Below are 14228 nucleotides of genomic sequence, written 5' to 3' on the forward strand. Positions count from 1 at the left end.
CAGATTATTGGAGCTTAACGCCCCTCTTTTCTCACCCGTTCGATATGAATGGCGAGGAACATAATTTCTTCGGTTGTCAGCTCACGCTGATAACTTTTTTGCAGATGCTGCGCGATTTTCTCTGCGCATTTCCACGCTTTCGCGTAGTTGTCTTTTACCGCCGTGTGCAGCGAGACGTCGTCGTCTTGCACCACCGTGCGGGTCAGCATCCGCTGGGCAAAGAACTTCAAATGGGTGACAAAGCGCTGATAGCTCAGGGACTCTTCGTCATACTCCAGCTGGAGCTGATACTTCACCAGCTGCAGGATCTCCTGCATCACGCGGGTGACGTGCATCACTTCCGGCATTTCGCTGTTTAACTGGGCGGTGACCAGATGCAGCGCGATAAACCCGGCTTCATCTTCGGCTAACTCCACCTCCAGCCGTTTGGCGATAATGGCCCGCGCTTCCTGGCCCAGCTCAAACTCTTTCGGGTACAGGCGTTTGATATCCCACAGCAGTACGTTCTTGATCGCCAGCCCCTTTTTCTGCCGCTCAATCGCAAAGTAGCAGTGGTCGGTTAAGGTGATGTACAGACTCTCCTGCAATTTCCCCAGTCGCTGCGCCGCCAGCCCGATAATGCGGTCGCAGGTGGTCATCACTTCAAGGGGAATTTGACTGAGTAACTCCCCCAGGCGATGTACCAGTTCGTTGCTTTTCAGCGCGAACACTTTTTCTACTTTCTCTTTATCCAGACGCTCACCGACGCGCTTCTGAAAGGCCAGCCCACGGCCCATCACTACCTGCTCGCACCCGTGCTCATCCTGAACAACCACCACGTTATTATTAAGAATTTTGGCGATTATCATCGGAACCCCAGAAACAAAAAAACCTGACCCCCGGTGTTAGCCAGAAATCAGGTTTTGCCTGCCGCAGCAGTAACAATCCAGTTCTGGCACTCTATCACTTTCATTCGCAGCCTCAACGTATCACCGATAAAAACGTGATACAGATCGCTGTTCAGCCGGTCAAAAGGTCACAACGGTCTTCAGTTCGGTCACCCACGCATCCTGCGTTTTTGCCACCCCGCCTGGATGGTGCCAGTACTGGATGCCAGGCTGCAGCTCAAGCCACTTCACCGGGCGGAAGCGGTAATAGAATTCGCCGTTCAGCGAGTGGCCCGGCACCGGATGGTACGCCGGATTGTTGTAGTCAGTGACGCCGCTCAGGGTGTTCATTTCGCGCTGGTTGCGGGCGTACTGGTTGCTCATGTCAATCCACGTCAGACCAAAGCCAATCCAGTCTTCCGGGCGGGCGTCGAACAGGCCGCGATAGCGCAGCGAGCCCGCGTACACGGAGTGCATGTAGTTGCTGCGCTGATCCGAGAGGCTCATGCTGAAGGAGCTGCTCAGGCCACGGTTCGGATCGTCCTGATGGCGGGTCAGCTGCTGGTTAAACCCGGCGTACATAAACCAGGTGTCATCGTGTTCGGCATAGCCGTTCGGATCGCTGGCCCCTGCCCCACCGGATTTGCCTGTGTACAGATCGCGCTGCGGGGCGTTGGTGTACAGCACGCCAAGGTTGTACGCTCCCGGCAGACCGAAAATCTGCGGACGCGCTTCAATTTCCAGCGGCAGCAGCACCCCTTTGCTGCCCTTCGTCGACCAGCTCCATGCGTGATTACGGCTGGAGGCATCCGGATTCTGCTCCATCACCCCGCCCTTCAGGGTGACGGTCGGCGTGATTTTGTATGCCAGGGTGGTGCCCCAGGTGTGGACATTCCAGTTGTTCCAGGTCAGCGAGTTCGCCGATTTACCGCCACACTGGGACAGCATCTGGAAATCGCAGGGGATAATCTGATCGAAGGTTTGCACCTTGTTCATCATCCCGATACGCCAGGTCAGACGGCGATCGTCAAAGCTGCGCGCAAAGGTCAACCAGCCCAGCCGGGTGATGGACTGGCCACCCCAACTCTCCTGGGTCAGATCGTTGAAGTTGACCCGCGGATCCTGCACCCGCCGAGTGGTGAGATCGTCGTTGTGGTTTCGGTTGACGATGTTGCCTTCGATACGCGCATCCGCAATGCCGGTCCAGCGCTCCAGATCCTGGTTGAAGGTCAACGCGAACTGGTCGATGTAGGCGACGCGCGGATCGTGGTTATAGCCTCCGCCGCCATTCCATGCGATTTCGTTCAGATAGCCGAGGTTATAGGTAAAACCGTTGTCACTGAGGATGTTGCGGATGCCGAGCATCTCGCCCAGAATTGGGTCCGGCGGCGCTTCGAAGCCGAGCACCGTGCCATTCCACTCCTGCGCCATTGCCAGCGGTGATGAGACGAGGAAAGCCAGCGCGCAGGCTGTTAAGCGGGTGTATTTTTGTGCCATCATTTAAACCTGTGATTGAGTATTTAGGGCGTAATCGGTCGCAGGCAATTTATATATTGCCCGTCGGATTTTCTTTATTTCAGGTAATAGCTATCCCTGCGGCATTGAATAACCACAAAAAGGGATCGAAATGTCAGTCTGTATTTAGCGTTACGGCAATTTTTTATCCTGCGTATTCTGTTGAGTAAATAACAGGCAAAAAAAAACCTAAGCGCTCCACAGCGGATGAGGCCGTGGAACGCTTAGGTTTTGCCTGGTAACCAGTAACAACCCTGCGTAATAAAACCCGGGCACCTTAACACCATCGCGCCCGGTTGCAAACCGTGAATGCTTTATTATCTAAAAAAGTGTGAGCGGTTTAACGCTTATTATTTTGACTGGATCACCCGCGCAATATCTGCCGAGGTCTGCAGGGTGCGGATCTCCTGGAATAACCCCAACGCCTCGTCGTACTCTTTACGCAAATAACTGAGCCACTGCTTAATGCGGGCAACGTGATATAACCCGGTATCGCCCTGTTTTTCGAGGCGGGAATACTTCTTCAGCAGGGTCACCACTTCTGGCCAGGGCATGCGCGGTTCGTTGTATTTAATCACCCGACTGAGGTTGGGCACATTCAGCGCCCCGCGACCAATCATCACCGCATCGCAGCCGGTTTGTTGCATACAGGCTAGCGCGCTCTCGCGATCCCAGATTTCGCCGTTCGCCACCACCGGAATGGTCAGCCGCTGGCGGATTTGGGCAATGGCCTGCCAGTTAATGCGCTCAGCTTTATAGCCATCTTCTTTGGTGCGCCCGTGGACCACCAGCTCGCTGGCCCCCGCCTGCTGCACCGCGTCGGCAATTTCAAACTGCCGGTCGCCGCTGTCCCAGCCCAGACGAATTTTAACCGTCACCGGCAGATGGCCAGGCACCGCCTCGCGCATCGCTTTGGCACCGCGATAGATAAGCTCCGGATCTTTTAACAGCGTGGCCCCGCCGCCGCTGCCGTTAACCATTTTCGACGGGCAGCCGCAGTTGAGATCCACCCCCCAGGAGCCGAGTTCAACCGCACGGGCGGCGTTTTCCGCCAGCCACTCGGGATATTGCCCCAGCAGTTGAATGCGCACCAGCGTGCCGGAGGAGGTCCGGCTCTGGCGATGCAGCTCCGGGCAGAGCCTGTAAAACGATTTTACCGGCAACAACATATCCACCACCCGTAAGAACTCGGTGATGCAGTGGTCATAATCGTTAACGTCGGTTAGCAGCTCACGCACCAGCGAATCGAGCACGCCTTCCATCGGTGCCAGTAATACACGCATATCAGTACCCGTAAAAAAAGACGCGCTATAGTAGCCGCAACCGCGAAAGGTGGAAAGCCTCAGGATCAGAGGAAAATGCGCGACAGCTTAGTCGGGGATCGTCTCTTCGGGGCGCAGCGTCAGCACTTCAAATCCTTCCTCAGTGACGGCGATGGTGTGTTCCCATTGCGCAGAGAGCTTTTTGTCACGGGTGACGACCGTCCAGCCGTCTTTTTTGGTTTTGATGCGGCTGTCGCCCTGGTTGATCATCGGTTCGATGGTGAACACCATTCCCGCCTGCAGCACCGTGCCCTCGCCTGCTTTCCCGTAGTGCATCACCGGTGGCTCTTCGTGCATCTCTTTGCCAATACCGTGCCCGCAATATTCCCTCACCACGCTGTAGCCCTGGCTTTCAACGAACGACTGGATGGCGTGGCCGATGTCGCCAAGCGTCGCGCCCGGTTTAACGACCTTGATCCCTCTCCACATCCCTTCATAGGTTGTCTTCACCAGCCTGCGGGCCAGCGGCGAAACGTCGCCAATAAGGTACATTTTACTGGAGTCAGCAATCATGCCCGCATTCTCGAGGGTAATGTCGACGTTAACGATGGCACCCGATTTAAGGTGTTCAGAGGCCTTCGGGATCCCGTGGCACACCACCTCATTCACCGAGGTGTTCAGCACATACGGAAAGTCATACTGCCCTTTGCTGGCGGGGCGAGACTGAAGTTGATCAACGATGAATGCCTCTGCGCGATCGTTGATCTCCATGGTAGTTACGCCAGGTTTAATCACGTCGTCCAGCATAGTGAACACCGACGCCAGCAGTTCGCCAGCATGGCGCTGACGCGCCAGTTCATCCGCCGTTTTAATGAGAATTGATGGCATTGATCACCTCCAGTAAACGGTCGGAACCGGATTTCAGCATCATCATCTTTATTTGTTGATGGTTAAGGTCCGGGTAGAGTTCGCTCATCATGCCAAGACGGATCCAGTATTCCGCCTGCGCGTTGACCGAACGCGACATGGCTTTGCTGGCATCACGAATGTCGTCGTGCAGCAGATCGGAGATTTTTACGATGCCCATATATATGTTCCATTACGATTCATATATGAATCGTATAATGATAGTGCAGCATTGTCACCCCCCTGTTTGGGGAAATGCCCGACGTTCCAGAAAGTAATGTCTGGTATGCTCAAAAGTCATGATGTGATCCGTAGCACGGTTTCAATTTTAATTGTATGATGAATGCGTTTCATCAAGGGCTTTCACAATGAAAAAATCACTGATGGTCGTCTGGCAATATTTGCGCGCGTTCGTCCTTATTTATGCCTGCCTGTATGCAGGTATTTTTCTCGCCTCGCTGCTGCCCATTACTATTCCCGGCAGCATTATCGGGATGCTGATCCTGTTTGTGCTGCTGGCGCTGCAAATCCTGCCGGCAAACTGGGTTAAGCCCGGCTGCTCTGTGCTTATCCGCTATATGGCGCTGCTGTTCGTGCCCATCGGCGTGGGCGTGATGCAGTATTACGATCTGCTGAGCGCACAGTTTGGCCCGATCTTTGTTTCCTGCACTATCAGTACGCTGGTGGTGTTTTTAGTGGTGAGCTGGAGCACGCATCTGGCGCACGGGGAGCGTAACGTGGTGGGTCAGAAAGGACAGAAAAAATGATGGCCAATATCTGGTGGTCGCTGCCCCTCACCCTGGCAGTGTTCTTTGCCGCCCGCAAACTGGCGGTGCGCCTGAAGTTCCCGCTGCTTAACCCGCTGCTGGTGGCGATGGTGGTGATTATCCCGTTCCTGCTGCTGACCGGCATTTCTTACGCGAAATACTTCCAGGGCAGCAAGGTGCTTAACGATCTGCTGCAGCCTGCGGTCGTGGCGCTGGCATTTCCGCTGTATGAGCAACTGCATCAGATTCGCGCCCGCTGGAAATCGATCATTACCATCTGCCTGGTCGGCAGCGTGGTGGCGATGATCACCGGCACCTCGGTAGCGCTGCTGATGGGTGCAACGCCAGAAATCGCGGCCTCTATTTTACCTAAATCGGTCACCACGCCTATCGCCATGGCGGTGGGCGGCAGTCTCGGCGGCATCCCGGCAATCAGCGCCGTGTGCGTGATTTACGTCGGTATTCTTGGCGCAGTGCTGGGCCACACATTGCTGAATGCGATGCGCATCCGCACCAAATCGGCCCGTGGTCTGGCGATGGGGACCGCCTCGCACGCCCTCGGCACCGCTCGCTGCGCAGAGCTGGATTATCAGGAAGGTGCTTTTAGCTCGCTGGCGCTGGTGATCTGCGGGATCATGACCTCACTGATTGCCCCGTTCCTGTTCCCGATTATTCTGGCGGTCGTGGGCTAAAATTTGCGACGTGTCGCGCAATTTTCATTTGAGTTTCATAAGTTGCACACATAATGAGATCAGGATCACATATAAAGCCTTAACGGCTCCGTACACTACTGATCCATTAACCCTTATGAGGCAACGCCATGCATCCCCGTTTTCAATCAGCTTTCGCTCAGCTTGCAGAGAATTTGCAATCAGCCCTGGCCCCGGTTCTGGCGGATGCACACTTTCCTGCCCTGCTCACCGCTGTTCAGGTTGCCGGACTGAAACAAGCCACGGATCTGGATGATGACGCGCTGTCCTTCGCGCTGCTGCCGCTGGCGGCTGCCTGCGCCCGCGCCGATCTGTCCCATTTTAACGTTGGCGCAATTGCGCGCGGCGTCAGTGGCACCTGGTACTTCGGCGGTAATATGGAGTTCCTCGGGGCGACCATGCAGCAGACCGTGCACGCCGAGCAAAGCGCGATCAGTCATGCCTGGCTGCGCGGCGAAAAAGCCCTGCAGGCCGTGACCGTCAATTACACCCCTTGCGGCCACTGCCGTCAGTTTATGAACGAGCTGAACAGTGGTTTGCAGTTGCGTATCAACCTGCCCGGTCGCGACCCGCACACACTGGCCGATTATCTGCCGGACGCATTCGGTCCCAAAGATCTGGAGATTAAAACCCTGCTGATGGACGAGCAGGATCATGGCTATGCACTGACCGGCGATGAGCTGGCGCAGGCAGCAATCCAGGCCGCCAACATGTGTCATGCGCCGTACAGCAACTCGCCAAGCGGTGTGGCACTGGAGTGCCGCGATGGCCGCATCTTTACCGGCAGCTATGCCGAGAATGCCGCCTTTAACCCGACCCTGCCGCCATTGCAGGGGGCACTGAACCTGCTCAGCCTCAACGGCTACGACTATCCGGACATCCAGCGCGCCATTCTGGCAGAAAAAGCCGATGCGCCGCTGATCCAGTGGGATGCCACCGCCGCCACGCTGCGTGCGCTGGGTTGCACCAGCGTTGACCGCGTTTTATTGGCGTAATATTTGCCGCGGGCAGAAATGCCCGCAGATCTGATGAAAATCCCTCCAGTTGAACCGCCGTTTCTTGCGCTTACCAGGCGGGTAAAGTAGCCTGATTGAAATTTCATCTTTGGTACGAGTCATCTGTATGTTAAAGCGCATGTTTTACAGCCTGTTTGTCCTGATCGGCATCGTGCTGTTGACTGCGTTGGCGCTTGACCGCTGGATGAGCTGGAAAACGGCCCCTTATATCTTTGATGACCTTCAGGATTTACCCTACCGCCAGGTGGGCGTGGTGCTCGGCACCGCCAAGTATTACCGCACCGGGGTTATCAATCAGTATTATCGCTATCGCATTCAGGGCGCACTCAACGCGTACAACAGCGGCAAAGTGAATTATCTGCTACTGAGCGGCGACAACGCGCTGCAAAGCTACAATGAGCCGGTCACGATGCGAAAAGATTTGATTGCCGCGGGCGTCGATCCAGAAGATATCGTGCTCGACTATGCCGGATTCAGAACCCTCGATTCTATCGTGCGCACGCGTAAGGTATTTGATACCAACGATTTCATCATCATCACCCAACGCTTTCACTGCGAGCGCGCGTTGTTCATCGCCCTGCACCGGGGGATTCAGGCCCAGTGTTATGCCGTCCCATCGCCAAAAGATATGCTTACCGTCCGGGTGCGTGAATTTGGCGCGCGTCTGGGCGCGCTGGCCGACCTGTATATCTTTAAACGCGAACCGCGCTTCTTAGGGCCGCTGGTGTCAATCCCGCCGGTCACTGAAGTGCCGGAAGATGCCCAGGGGTATCCCGCGGTCACGCCAGAGCAGTTGCTGGAGCAGCAGAAATAGACATCCACATCAAATCATAATGAGTGATATTTCACGCATCAGACAAAATGTTCATCGCCGTGCTGCGCTCTTAACATAAAAAAACCCGCTCGATATGAGCGGGTTTTGTCAGCTACAGGATGATTACTTCTTACGCGCGTACTTCAGGGAATCCAGTGCCACGGCGAAGATGATGATTCCGCCTTTAATAATGTACTGCCAGTACGGGTTGACGCCGATATAGGTCAGACCGTAGTTGATAACGGTGAAGATGATAACACCGGTCACCACGCCCAGAACGGTACCCACGCCGCCGCTGAAGGACACACCACCCACGACGCACGCGGCAATCGCATCCAGTTCATACATAAAGCCGAGGTTATTCGTCGCTGAGCCGATACGACCCGCTTCCAGCAAACCACCGAACGCGTAGAACACACCTGACAGGGCATAGATCACCAGCAGGTTCAGCGCAACGTTAACACCTGATACTTTCGCCGCTTCCGGGTTACCGCCGATAGCGAAGATATTTTTACCGAAGCGGGTTTTGTTCCACAGCACCCAAACAAAGGCTACCGCAATCAACGCGTAGAAAGTGATGTACGACAGGCGGAAGCTGCCCAGCGCGATAAAGCCCTGCGCAAAGGTCGAGAAGCCGCTGTCAAAGCCGGAAATCGGGGATGCACCCACGAAGTCGTAGTACAGGGAGTTGATACCGTAAACGATGATCATCGTACCCAGGGTGGTAATGAACGGGGTCACGTTCAGATAGGCGATGATGATGCCGTTTACCAGACCGATGATGGCACCAATGGCGCAAACAATCAGGACCACCACGATAATCGGCATGGTCGCCATTTCCGGGAACACCTTGTTGGCGTTTTCCATCGACTGCAGCAGCGTTGCCGCAACCACCGCGGCCAGGCCGACCTGACGACCGGCTGACAGGTCAGTACCTTGGGTGACAATCAAACCGGCCACGCCGAGGGCGATAATAATACGTACAGAAGACTGCGTCAGAATGTTACTGAGGTTCAGCAGACTTAAGAATGTAGGGTCCTGGAAAATAATAATGGCCAGCAGCACCAAAAGAACAACGTAAAGACCGCCTTCTTTCAGGTAAGTGAGAAAACTTTTTTGATTCAACGCACTCATGAGGAGCCCCTAATCTTAAAGGTGCAAAGACGCAAGACGCAAAATTTCGTTTTGCGTAGTCGTTTTGGTGTCAACAATTCCGGCAACGAGACCATTGCTCATTACCAGAATACGGTCTGTGATCCCTAACAATTCCGGCATTTCGGAAGAAATAATAATGATCCCTTTATCTTTCTTGGCCAGCTCTGCAATCAGCTGATAAATCTCAAACTTTGCCCCCACGTCAATACCACGAGTAGGTTCATCCAGCATTAAAATTTCCGGCTGGGTTAACAGCCAGCGCCCGATAATAACCTTTTGTTGGTTACCTCCGGACAGCGAGCCAATTTGCGTACGGTGCCCTGGGGTTTTTACGCGCATAGAATCGATTACCCACTGGGTATCGCTCTTCATACGGGAATTATCCAGCAGACCGATTTTATTTTTATAATTGTGAATATTAGAAATTAAGGAGTTAAAGTTAATATCCAGATAAGCATAAATACCGGTTGAGCGACGCTCTTCGGTTACCAGCGCAAAGCCGTGGTTAATGGCTTCGTTGGCGTTATGGTTATTAATCTTTTTACCGTGCAGGGTAATTGTCCCGCCCGATTTCTCGCGAATACCGAACAAGGTTTCGACGATATCAGTACGTTTGGCCCCCACCAGACCGGCAATCCCGAGGATTTCGCCTTTGTGCAGGTCGAACGAAATATCGCGAATTGAAGGCTGGCGCAACGAGGTCAGGTTGCGAACTTCCAGAATGACTTCACCCGGTTTGTTCTCTTTTGTCGGGAAGCGCTGGTTCAGGGAACGGCCGACCATCATGGCGATGATCTTGTCCATGTCCAGCCCTTCCAGTGGCTGCGTGGCAATCCACTGGCCATCACGCAGAACCGTGATTTCATCACACAGCTGGAAGATCTCTTCCATCTTGTGCGAAATATAAACGATGCCGCAACCGCGCTCTTTCAGCTTACGAATAATGGTGAACAGGTGGTTCACCTCTTTCTCCGTCAGAGAAGATGTTGGCTCGTCCATAATAACGATTTTGGCGTTATAGGAGAAAGCCTTGGCGATTTCGATCATCTGCATCTGTGAAACGGATAACGTACCGACGCGGGCCCGCGGATCGATATCAATATCCAGTTCATCGAAAATAGCTTTCGTGTCTTGATACATTTTGTCCTGATCGACAAACAGGCCTTTGGTCGGATAACGACCCAGCCACATATTGTCCATAACAGAACGCTGCAGCACCAGGTTAAGTTCCTGGTGAACCATCGACACCCCATTTTCCAGTGCTTCTTTGGCGGAATGGAAATCGATCTCTTTCCCCTGAAAAACAATGCTGCCAGAATCTTTTTGATAGATCCCAAATAAGCATTTCAATAATGTTGATTTACCCGCGCCGTTCTCCCCCATTAATGCATGAATGGAGTGAGGCCGTACTTTTAAATTAACATTATCCAGTGCTTTAACCCCGGGAAAGGACTTGTTGATGTTGCTCATTTCCAACAAGAATTCACCGGACGACTGAGTAGTTGTGCTGACCATAATTATACCTTATCGGCCTCGCAGATCGCGTAATAAAAGGGCGCAGAATCTGCGCCCAGGGAGTGCTAAAACTTATTTGCTGGTGAACTGCGCCAGGTTTTCTTTATCTACGCCAACGTACGGTACGCGAACAATTTTGTTCTCGATTTTCCAGTTAGTACCGTCAGCAGCGCCTTTGCCATCTGCCAGGTTTTTCGCCAGATCGAAGGTCGCTTTCGCCTGGTTGTTGGCATCGTTCAGCACGGTACCGGCCATTGCACCAGATTTAACCAGTGACAGCGCTTCAGGCAGGGCATCCACACCAAAGACCGGAATAGAGGATTTGTTGTGTGCTTTCAGTGCTTCGATTGCGCCCATTGCCATTGCATCGTTGTTAGCGATAATCACTTCGATTTTGTTAGCATTTGGGCCGGACAGCCAGGCGTCCATCTTGTCTTTCGCCATCGCGGTGTCCCACATTGCGGTATCTAAAGCCAGCTGCTGGGTTTTGAGACCCTTGTCGTTCAGCTCTTTGATAACGTAAGTGGTACGGGCTTCAGCATCCGGGTGGCCCGGCTCGCCTTTCAGCAGTACGAACTGAATCTGACCGTCTTTGTTCAGGTCCCAGTTCGGGTTTGCCGCCCAGTGTTTAGCAATCAGGTCGCCCTGAATAATGCCGGATTCTTTAGAGTCGGTACCCACGTAGAAGGCTTTATCGTAGCTATCCAGCGCTTTACGGGAAGGCTCTTTGTTGAAGAACACGATTGGCACATTCTGGCCACGCGCTTTATCGATAACGGTGCCTGCAGCAGCCGGGTCAACCAGGTTGATGGCCAGTGCTTTCACGCCTTTAGCCAGCAGAACGTCGATCTGGTCGTTCTGTTTGGACTGGTCGTTCTGGGAGTCATTCATCAGCAGCTGAATGTCTGGTGATGCTTTACCTTCTTTCTCAATTGCTTTACGTACAACAGACATGAAGTTGTCGTCGTATTTATAGATAGTCACACCAATACGGGTATCTGCAGCGTGCGCAGCCGCCCCAAAAAGCATACTTGCCATCACAGCAGACAGAGCCAACACCTTCTTATTCATGATATCTCCGGTTTTTATGCAGGGTAGTTTGTGTGAATAACGATCGGCAGGCAGCATGTTAATGAAACGTTAATGCCGGCCGAAGTCCACTTATAAAATTTCTATCTTCCTTGGTCGGTAACGCTCCAGAATGCGTTTTTTTGGTTGTTTCACGTACCTTGGCTATAGTGAAAGTGATTAATCACCGTTACATAGCGTTTCAGTCTCTAAAACGCTGACATCATAGACAGCGCCTTGTTAAGATACTGTGAATTTACTCACAGATTGAAAACGGTTACATCACCTCGCATTATCAGTTAGTGATCGGAGCCACAATTTGCCGAATGGCAACCGAGTGGCGACGCACTAAAGTCGGCATGAAACAGTGTGTTGCGTTGATATCCAGCATCCCTGCCGCGCCCTGTAACGCCAGTTCAGTGGCCAGCCGCGCCATAGAGGCGATCGGGTAACGCACGGTCGTTAGCTGCGGGTCGGTGTAACGGGCAATCGGGATATCATCGAAACCAATCAATGACAAATGCTGTGGCACCGCAATGCCGTTGTCTTTTAACGCAGTCAATGCCCCTGCGGCCATGCTGTCGTTGTAGGCAAAGACCGCCGTTAGCTGCAGATTACGTCCGAGCAGCTCCACCATCGCGGCTTCCCCGCCCTGCATATCCGGCGCACCGGTGCCAATCCAGCTTTCGGAGGCGGTGATCCCCTGCTCCAGCAGCGCTTTCTGCCAGCCTTCACGGCGCATGTCGTCATCCTCAACCCGGTGGCTGGACGCCAGATATCCGATGCGCTGATGGCCGTTATTGACCAGCATCCGCGTCGCCATCATCGCGCCGCTGACGTTATCAAGGCAGACGCAGCGATGGGCGAAGCCGGGCACAATGCGGTTAATCAGCACCATGCCGGGGATCTGCCCCATCAGCACCGACAGCTCTTCGTCGCTTAAGGCTTTGGAGTGGACAATCAGTGCGTTACAGCGCTGGCGGATCAGCACCTCAATAGCATTGCGCTCTTTTTCCGCCTCGTGATAGCTATTGCCAATCAGCACATATTTATTGTGCTCCTGGGCAACCATATCGACGGCTTTCACCAGCGCGCCAAAGAAGGCGTCCGATACATCCATCACCACCACACCGATGGTATCGCTCATCTGGGTCGCCAGCGCCTGCGCGTTGGCATTAGGGCGATAGCCCAGCGCCGTGACTGCTTTCATCACGGACTCGCGCGTTTCCGGGCTGACCAGCGCACTATTGTTCAATACTCTGGAGACCGTGGCGACAGAGACGCCCGCCTGACGGGCGACGTCACGAATGGTGATCATATTCACCACACTTATTTAATTTGCAGCAGCTCACAGACACCCCCTGTGTTTAGCAAGGTGACTATTCTGGCAGCGAGAAGGCAGCGACTACGTGAAGAAGCTCACAACGATGAAAACGGTTACATCCGTTTTGTTAATGATTGTGATCTGGATCGTTATCCGGATGTATTGTTTGATGATACCCCTGAAGCACGTGCGGTTAATTGCCGCCAGCACCATTCGAGGGGGCCCTGGCGGAAGTAGCGTAGCCAGAGAACAGAGAAGAGGATGTTCGCCAGCCAGACCAGCGGGACAAAGGCCAGCAGCTGCAGACGGTCAAAATGCATAAACAGGCCGAGATGGTAAAACAGCGTCGTGCAGATAAGCGTTTGTAAAATGTAGTTACTCAGCGCCATTCGTCCGACGCAGGCAATCGCCATCACCAGCCTGAAGCGACTGAGCTGTGGCCAGAAGCCGTAAATTAACGCAGCATAGCCGATGGTCTGGAACGGCGCGCTCAGTTCGCGCGGGGCCTGCAGTAAAAAGGCGCACCAGCGGTAATCCCAGTTGAGCTGCCACTGCGCAATCACCGCTGGCAGGTTAATCACCAGCCCAATCAACACCAGCCAGAGGCCGGTGCGTCGATAGTGGCGCAGGCTGAATTCGCCCCTCAGCCAGCCGGTACGCATCAACGACGCGCCGATCAGCATCATCCCCGCCAGCTGCCAGCCATACTGTGCCCCAAGGGCCAGCAGATTGCTGCCCAGCATATCGATGCGGTTGCTGGCCGCTTCCATGCCGCCACCCAACTTCCAGAACTGTTCGTACTGCAGGTTTGCTGCATCCGGCACCCACGAACGGTTGGTGGAGCCGCCAGAGATCATCCCCAGCAGCAGTAAAATAGCGACGCCGATGACAAACAGCACCACGCCGGTGTTGAACAGATTTTTGACATCATGAGCATCGCGAATGATGCGCCAGCAGATCAGACCCACCAGCCCGTAGGCCAGCAGAATATCGCCATCCCAGAAGAAGATCCCATGGATGAAACCGAGCAGCACCAGCAGCGAAAGCCGGGCCTGGATCCAGCGTTTGCCGCGTTTGAGTAACAGCTGGAGCCCTGCGCCAAACAACAGGGCAAACAGGGTCAGGAATTTGACCTGGGCGAACAGATCCAGCACAGCCCATGTCCAGGCATCGCGCAGAGTGATGTCGCCATACCAGGCGGGGTTTAGATAGGCGGCCTTCGGCAAACCGAAGGCGCTAATATTGAGTAGCAGAATACCCAGAATCGCGACGCCACGGACGAAATCCAGCGTGACATTTCTTTCCATGTA

At 53.9% G+C, this 14228-nt stretch carries 14 protein-coding genes; 4 read left to right on the forward strand and 10 right to left on the reverse strand.

The window, feature by feature from the left end; translation table 11 throughout:
• Nucleotides 1-14: 14 nt before the first annotated feature.
• From licT to M8013_RS16035, 5 genes are all read right to left on the reverse strand, one after another.
• Nucleotides 15-848 (reverse strand): BglG family transcription antiterminator LicT, encoded by an 834-nt coding sequence (gene licT, locus M8013_RS16015; RefSeq protein ID WP_271268786.1) that lies wholly within the window; start codon nucleotides 846-848, stop codon nucleotides 15-17.
• A gap of 159 nt (nucleotides 849-1007) precedes the next feature.
• Nucleotides 1008-2297 (reverse strand): carbohydrate porin, encoded by a 1290-nt coding sequence (locus tag M8013_RS16020; RefSeq protein WP_271269102.1) that lies wholly within the window; start codon nucleotides 2295-2297, stop codon nucleotides 1008-1010.
• Between the two features lie 434 nt (nucleotides 2298-2731).
• A complete protein-coding gene (gene dusC / locus M8013_RS16025) occupies nucleotides 2732-3664 on the reverse strand; it encodes a tRNA dihydrouridine(16) synthase DusC (protein WP_271268787.1) in 933 nt (310 codons plus the stop codon).
• Nucleotides 3665-3751: 87 nt separating this feature from the next.
• Nucleotides 3752-4531 carry a type I methionyl aminopeptidase gene (map, locus tag M8013_RS16030; RefSeq protein WP_271268788.1) on the reverse strand — a complete coding sequence of 260 codons (780 nt, stop codon included), beginning with the start codon at nucleotides 4529-4531 and terminating at the stop codon, nucleotides 3752-3754.
• Nucleotides 4512-4730 carry a ParD-like family protein gene (locus tag M8013_RS16035; protein ID WP_032612583.1) on the reverse strand — a complete coding sequence of 73 codons (219 nt, stop codon included), beginning with the start codon at nucleotides 4728-4730 and terminating at the stop codon, nucleotides 4512-4514. The genes map and M8013_RS16035 overlap by 20 nt, the downstream gene beginning before the upstream one ends.
• A gap of 187 nt (nucleotides 4731-4917) precedes the next feature.
• Here M8013_RS16035 and M8013_RS16040 point away from each other — a divergent pair, with 187 nt between their 5' ends.
• From M8013_RS16040 to sanA, 4 genes are all read left to right on the forward strand, one after another.
• On the forward strand, nucleotides 4918-5316 hold the full coding sequence (locus tag M8013_RS16040) for a CidA/LrgA family protein (protein WP_271268789.1): 399 nt from the start codon (nucleotides 4918-4920) through the stop codon (nucleotides 5314-5316).
• Nucleotides 5313-6008, forward strand: a complete 696-nt coding sequence (locus M8013_RS16045; RefSeq protein ID WP_271268790.1) for a CidB/LrgB family autolysis modulator — start codon at nucleotides 5313-5315, stop codon at nucleotides 6006-6008. Before M8013_RS16040 ends, M8013_RS16045 begins: the two co-directional genes overlap by 4 nt.
• A 128-nt stretch (nucleotides 6009-6136) precedes the next feature.
• The gene (gene cdd, locus M8013_RS16050) at nucleotides 6137-7021 is read left to right on the forward strand and encodes a cytidine deaminase (RefSeq protein ID WP_271268791.1); all 885 of its coding nucleotides are present in this window, start codon (nucleotides 6137-6139) and stop codon (nucleotides 7019-7021) included.
• Nucleotides 7022-7148: 127 nt separating this feature from the next.
• Entirely contained in the window at nucleotides 7149-7856 is a 708-nt protein-coding gene (sanA, locus tag M8013_RS16055; RefSeq protein ID WP_271268792.1) for an outer membrane permeability protein SanA, read from the forward strand.
• Between the two features lie 123 nt (nucleotides 7857-7979).
• Here sanA and mglC read toward each other — a convergent pair whose 3' ends face one another.
• The 5 genes from mglC to yeiB all read right to left on the reverse strand — a co-directional run bounded on the left by mglC (nucleotide 7980) and on the right by yeiB (nucleotide 14225).
• Nucleotides 7980-8990, reverse strand: coding sequence for a galactose/methyl galactoside ABC transporter permease MglC (gene mglC / locus M8013_RS16060; protein WP_271268793.1), 1011 nt, complete (start codon nucleotides 8988-8990; stop codon nucleotides 7980-7982).
• Nucleotides 8991-9005: 15 nt separating this feature from the next.
• Nucleotides 9006-10526: a galactose/methyl galactoside ABC transporter ATP-binding protein MglA gene (gene mglA, locus M8013_RS16065; RefSeq protein WP_271268794.1), complete on the reverse strand. Its 1521-nt coding sequence runs from the start codon at nucleotides 10524-10526 to the stop codon at nucleotides 9006-9008.
• Nucleotides 10527-10598: 72 nt separating this feature from the next.
• A complete protein-coding gene (gene mglB, locus M8013_RS16070) occupies nucleotides 10599-11597 on the reverse strand; it encodes a galactose/glucose ABC transporter substrate-binding protein MglB (RefSeq protein WP_271268795.1) in 999 nt (332 codons plus the stop codon).
• Nucleotides 11598-11889: 292 nt separating this feature from the next.
• Nucleotides 11890-12912 (reverse strand): HTH-type transcriptional regulator GalS, encoded by a 1023-nt coding sequence (gene galS, locus M8013_RS16075; RefSeq protein WP_271268796.1) that lies wholly within the window; start codon nucleotides 12910-12912, stop codon nucleotides 11890-11892.
• A gap of 155 nt (nucleotides 12913-13067) precedes the next feature.
• Nucleotides 13068-14225 carry a DUF418 domain-containing protein YeiB gene (gene yeiB / locus M8013_RS16080; RefSeq protein WP_271268797.1) on the reverse strand — a complete coding sequence of 386 codons (1158 nt, stop codon included), beginning with the start codon at nucleotides 14223-14225 and terminating at the stop codon, nucleotides 13068-13070.
• Nucleotides 14226-14228: the final 3 nt, after the last annotated feature.

The sequence above is a fragment of the Silvania confinis genome (genome assembly GCF_025564085.1).
Lineage (GTDB): Bacteria > Pseudomonadota > Gammaproteobacteria > Enterobacterales > Enterobacteriaceae > Enterobacter > Enterobacter confinis.

Excerpts from the sequence above, each read along its gene's own strand:
- M8013_RS16035 (WP_032612583.1), bottom strand. The coding sequence starts at position 4,730 with ATGGGCATCGTAAAAATCTCCGATCTGCTGCACGACGACATTCGTGAT.
- M8013_RS16020 (WP_271269102.1), bottom strand. The coding sequence starts at position 2,297 with ATGGCGCAGGAGTGGAATGGCACGGTGCTCGGCTTCGAAGCGCCGCCG.
- mglA (WP_271268794.1), bottom strand. The coding sequence starts at position 10,526 with ATGGTCAGCACAACTACTCAGTCGTCCGGTGAATTCTTGTTGGAAATG.
- mglC (WP_271268793.1), bottom strand. The coding sequence starts at position 8,990 with ATGAGTGCGTTGAATCAAAAAAGTTTTCTCACTTACCTGAAAGAAGGC.
- dusC (WP_271268787.1), bottom strand. The coding sequence starts at position 3,664 with ATGCGTGTATTACTGGCACCGATGGAAGGCGTGCTCGATTCGCTGGTG.
- map (WP_271268788.1), bottom strand. The coding sequence starts at position 4,531 with ATGCCATCAATTCTCATTAAAACGGCGGATGAACTGGCGCGTCAGCGC.
- M8013_RS16040 (WP_271268789.1), top strand. The coding sequence starts at position 4,918 with ATGAAAAAATCACTGATGGTCGTCTGGCAATATTTGCGCGCGTTCGTC.
- M8013_RS16045 (WP_271268790.1), top strand. The coding sequence starts at position 5,313 with ATGATGGCCAATATCTGGTGGTCGCTGCCCCTCACCCTGGCAGTGTTC.
- sanA (WP_271268792.1), top strand. The coding sequence starts at position 7,149 with ATGTTAAAGCGCATGTTTTACAGCCTGTTTGTCCTGATCGGCATCGTG.
- mglB (WP_271268795.1), bottom strand. The coding sequence starts at position 11,597 with ATGAATAAGAAGGTGTTGGCTCTGTCTGCTGTGATGGCAAGTATGCTT.
- licT (WP_271268786.1), bottom strand. The coding sequence starts at position 848 with ATGATAATCGCCAAAATTCTTAATAATAACGTGGTGGTTGTTCAGGAT.
- cdd (WP_271268791.1), top strand. The coding sequence starts at position 6,137 with ATGCATCCCCGTTTTCAATCAGCTTTCGCTCAGCTTGCAGAGAATTTG.
- yeiB (WP_271268797.1), bottom strand. The coding sequence starts at position 14,225 with ATGGAAAGAAATGTCACGCTGGATTTCGTCCGTGGCGTCGCGATTCTG.
- galS (WP_271268796.1), bottom strand. The coding sequence starts at position 12,912 with ATGATCACCATTCGTGACGTCGCCCGTCAGGCGGGCGTCTCTGTCGCC.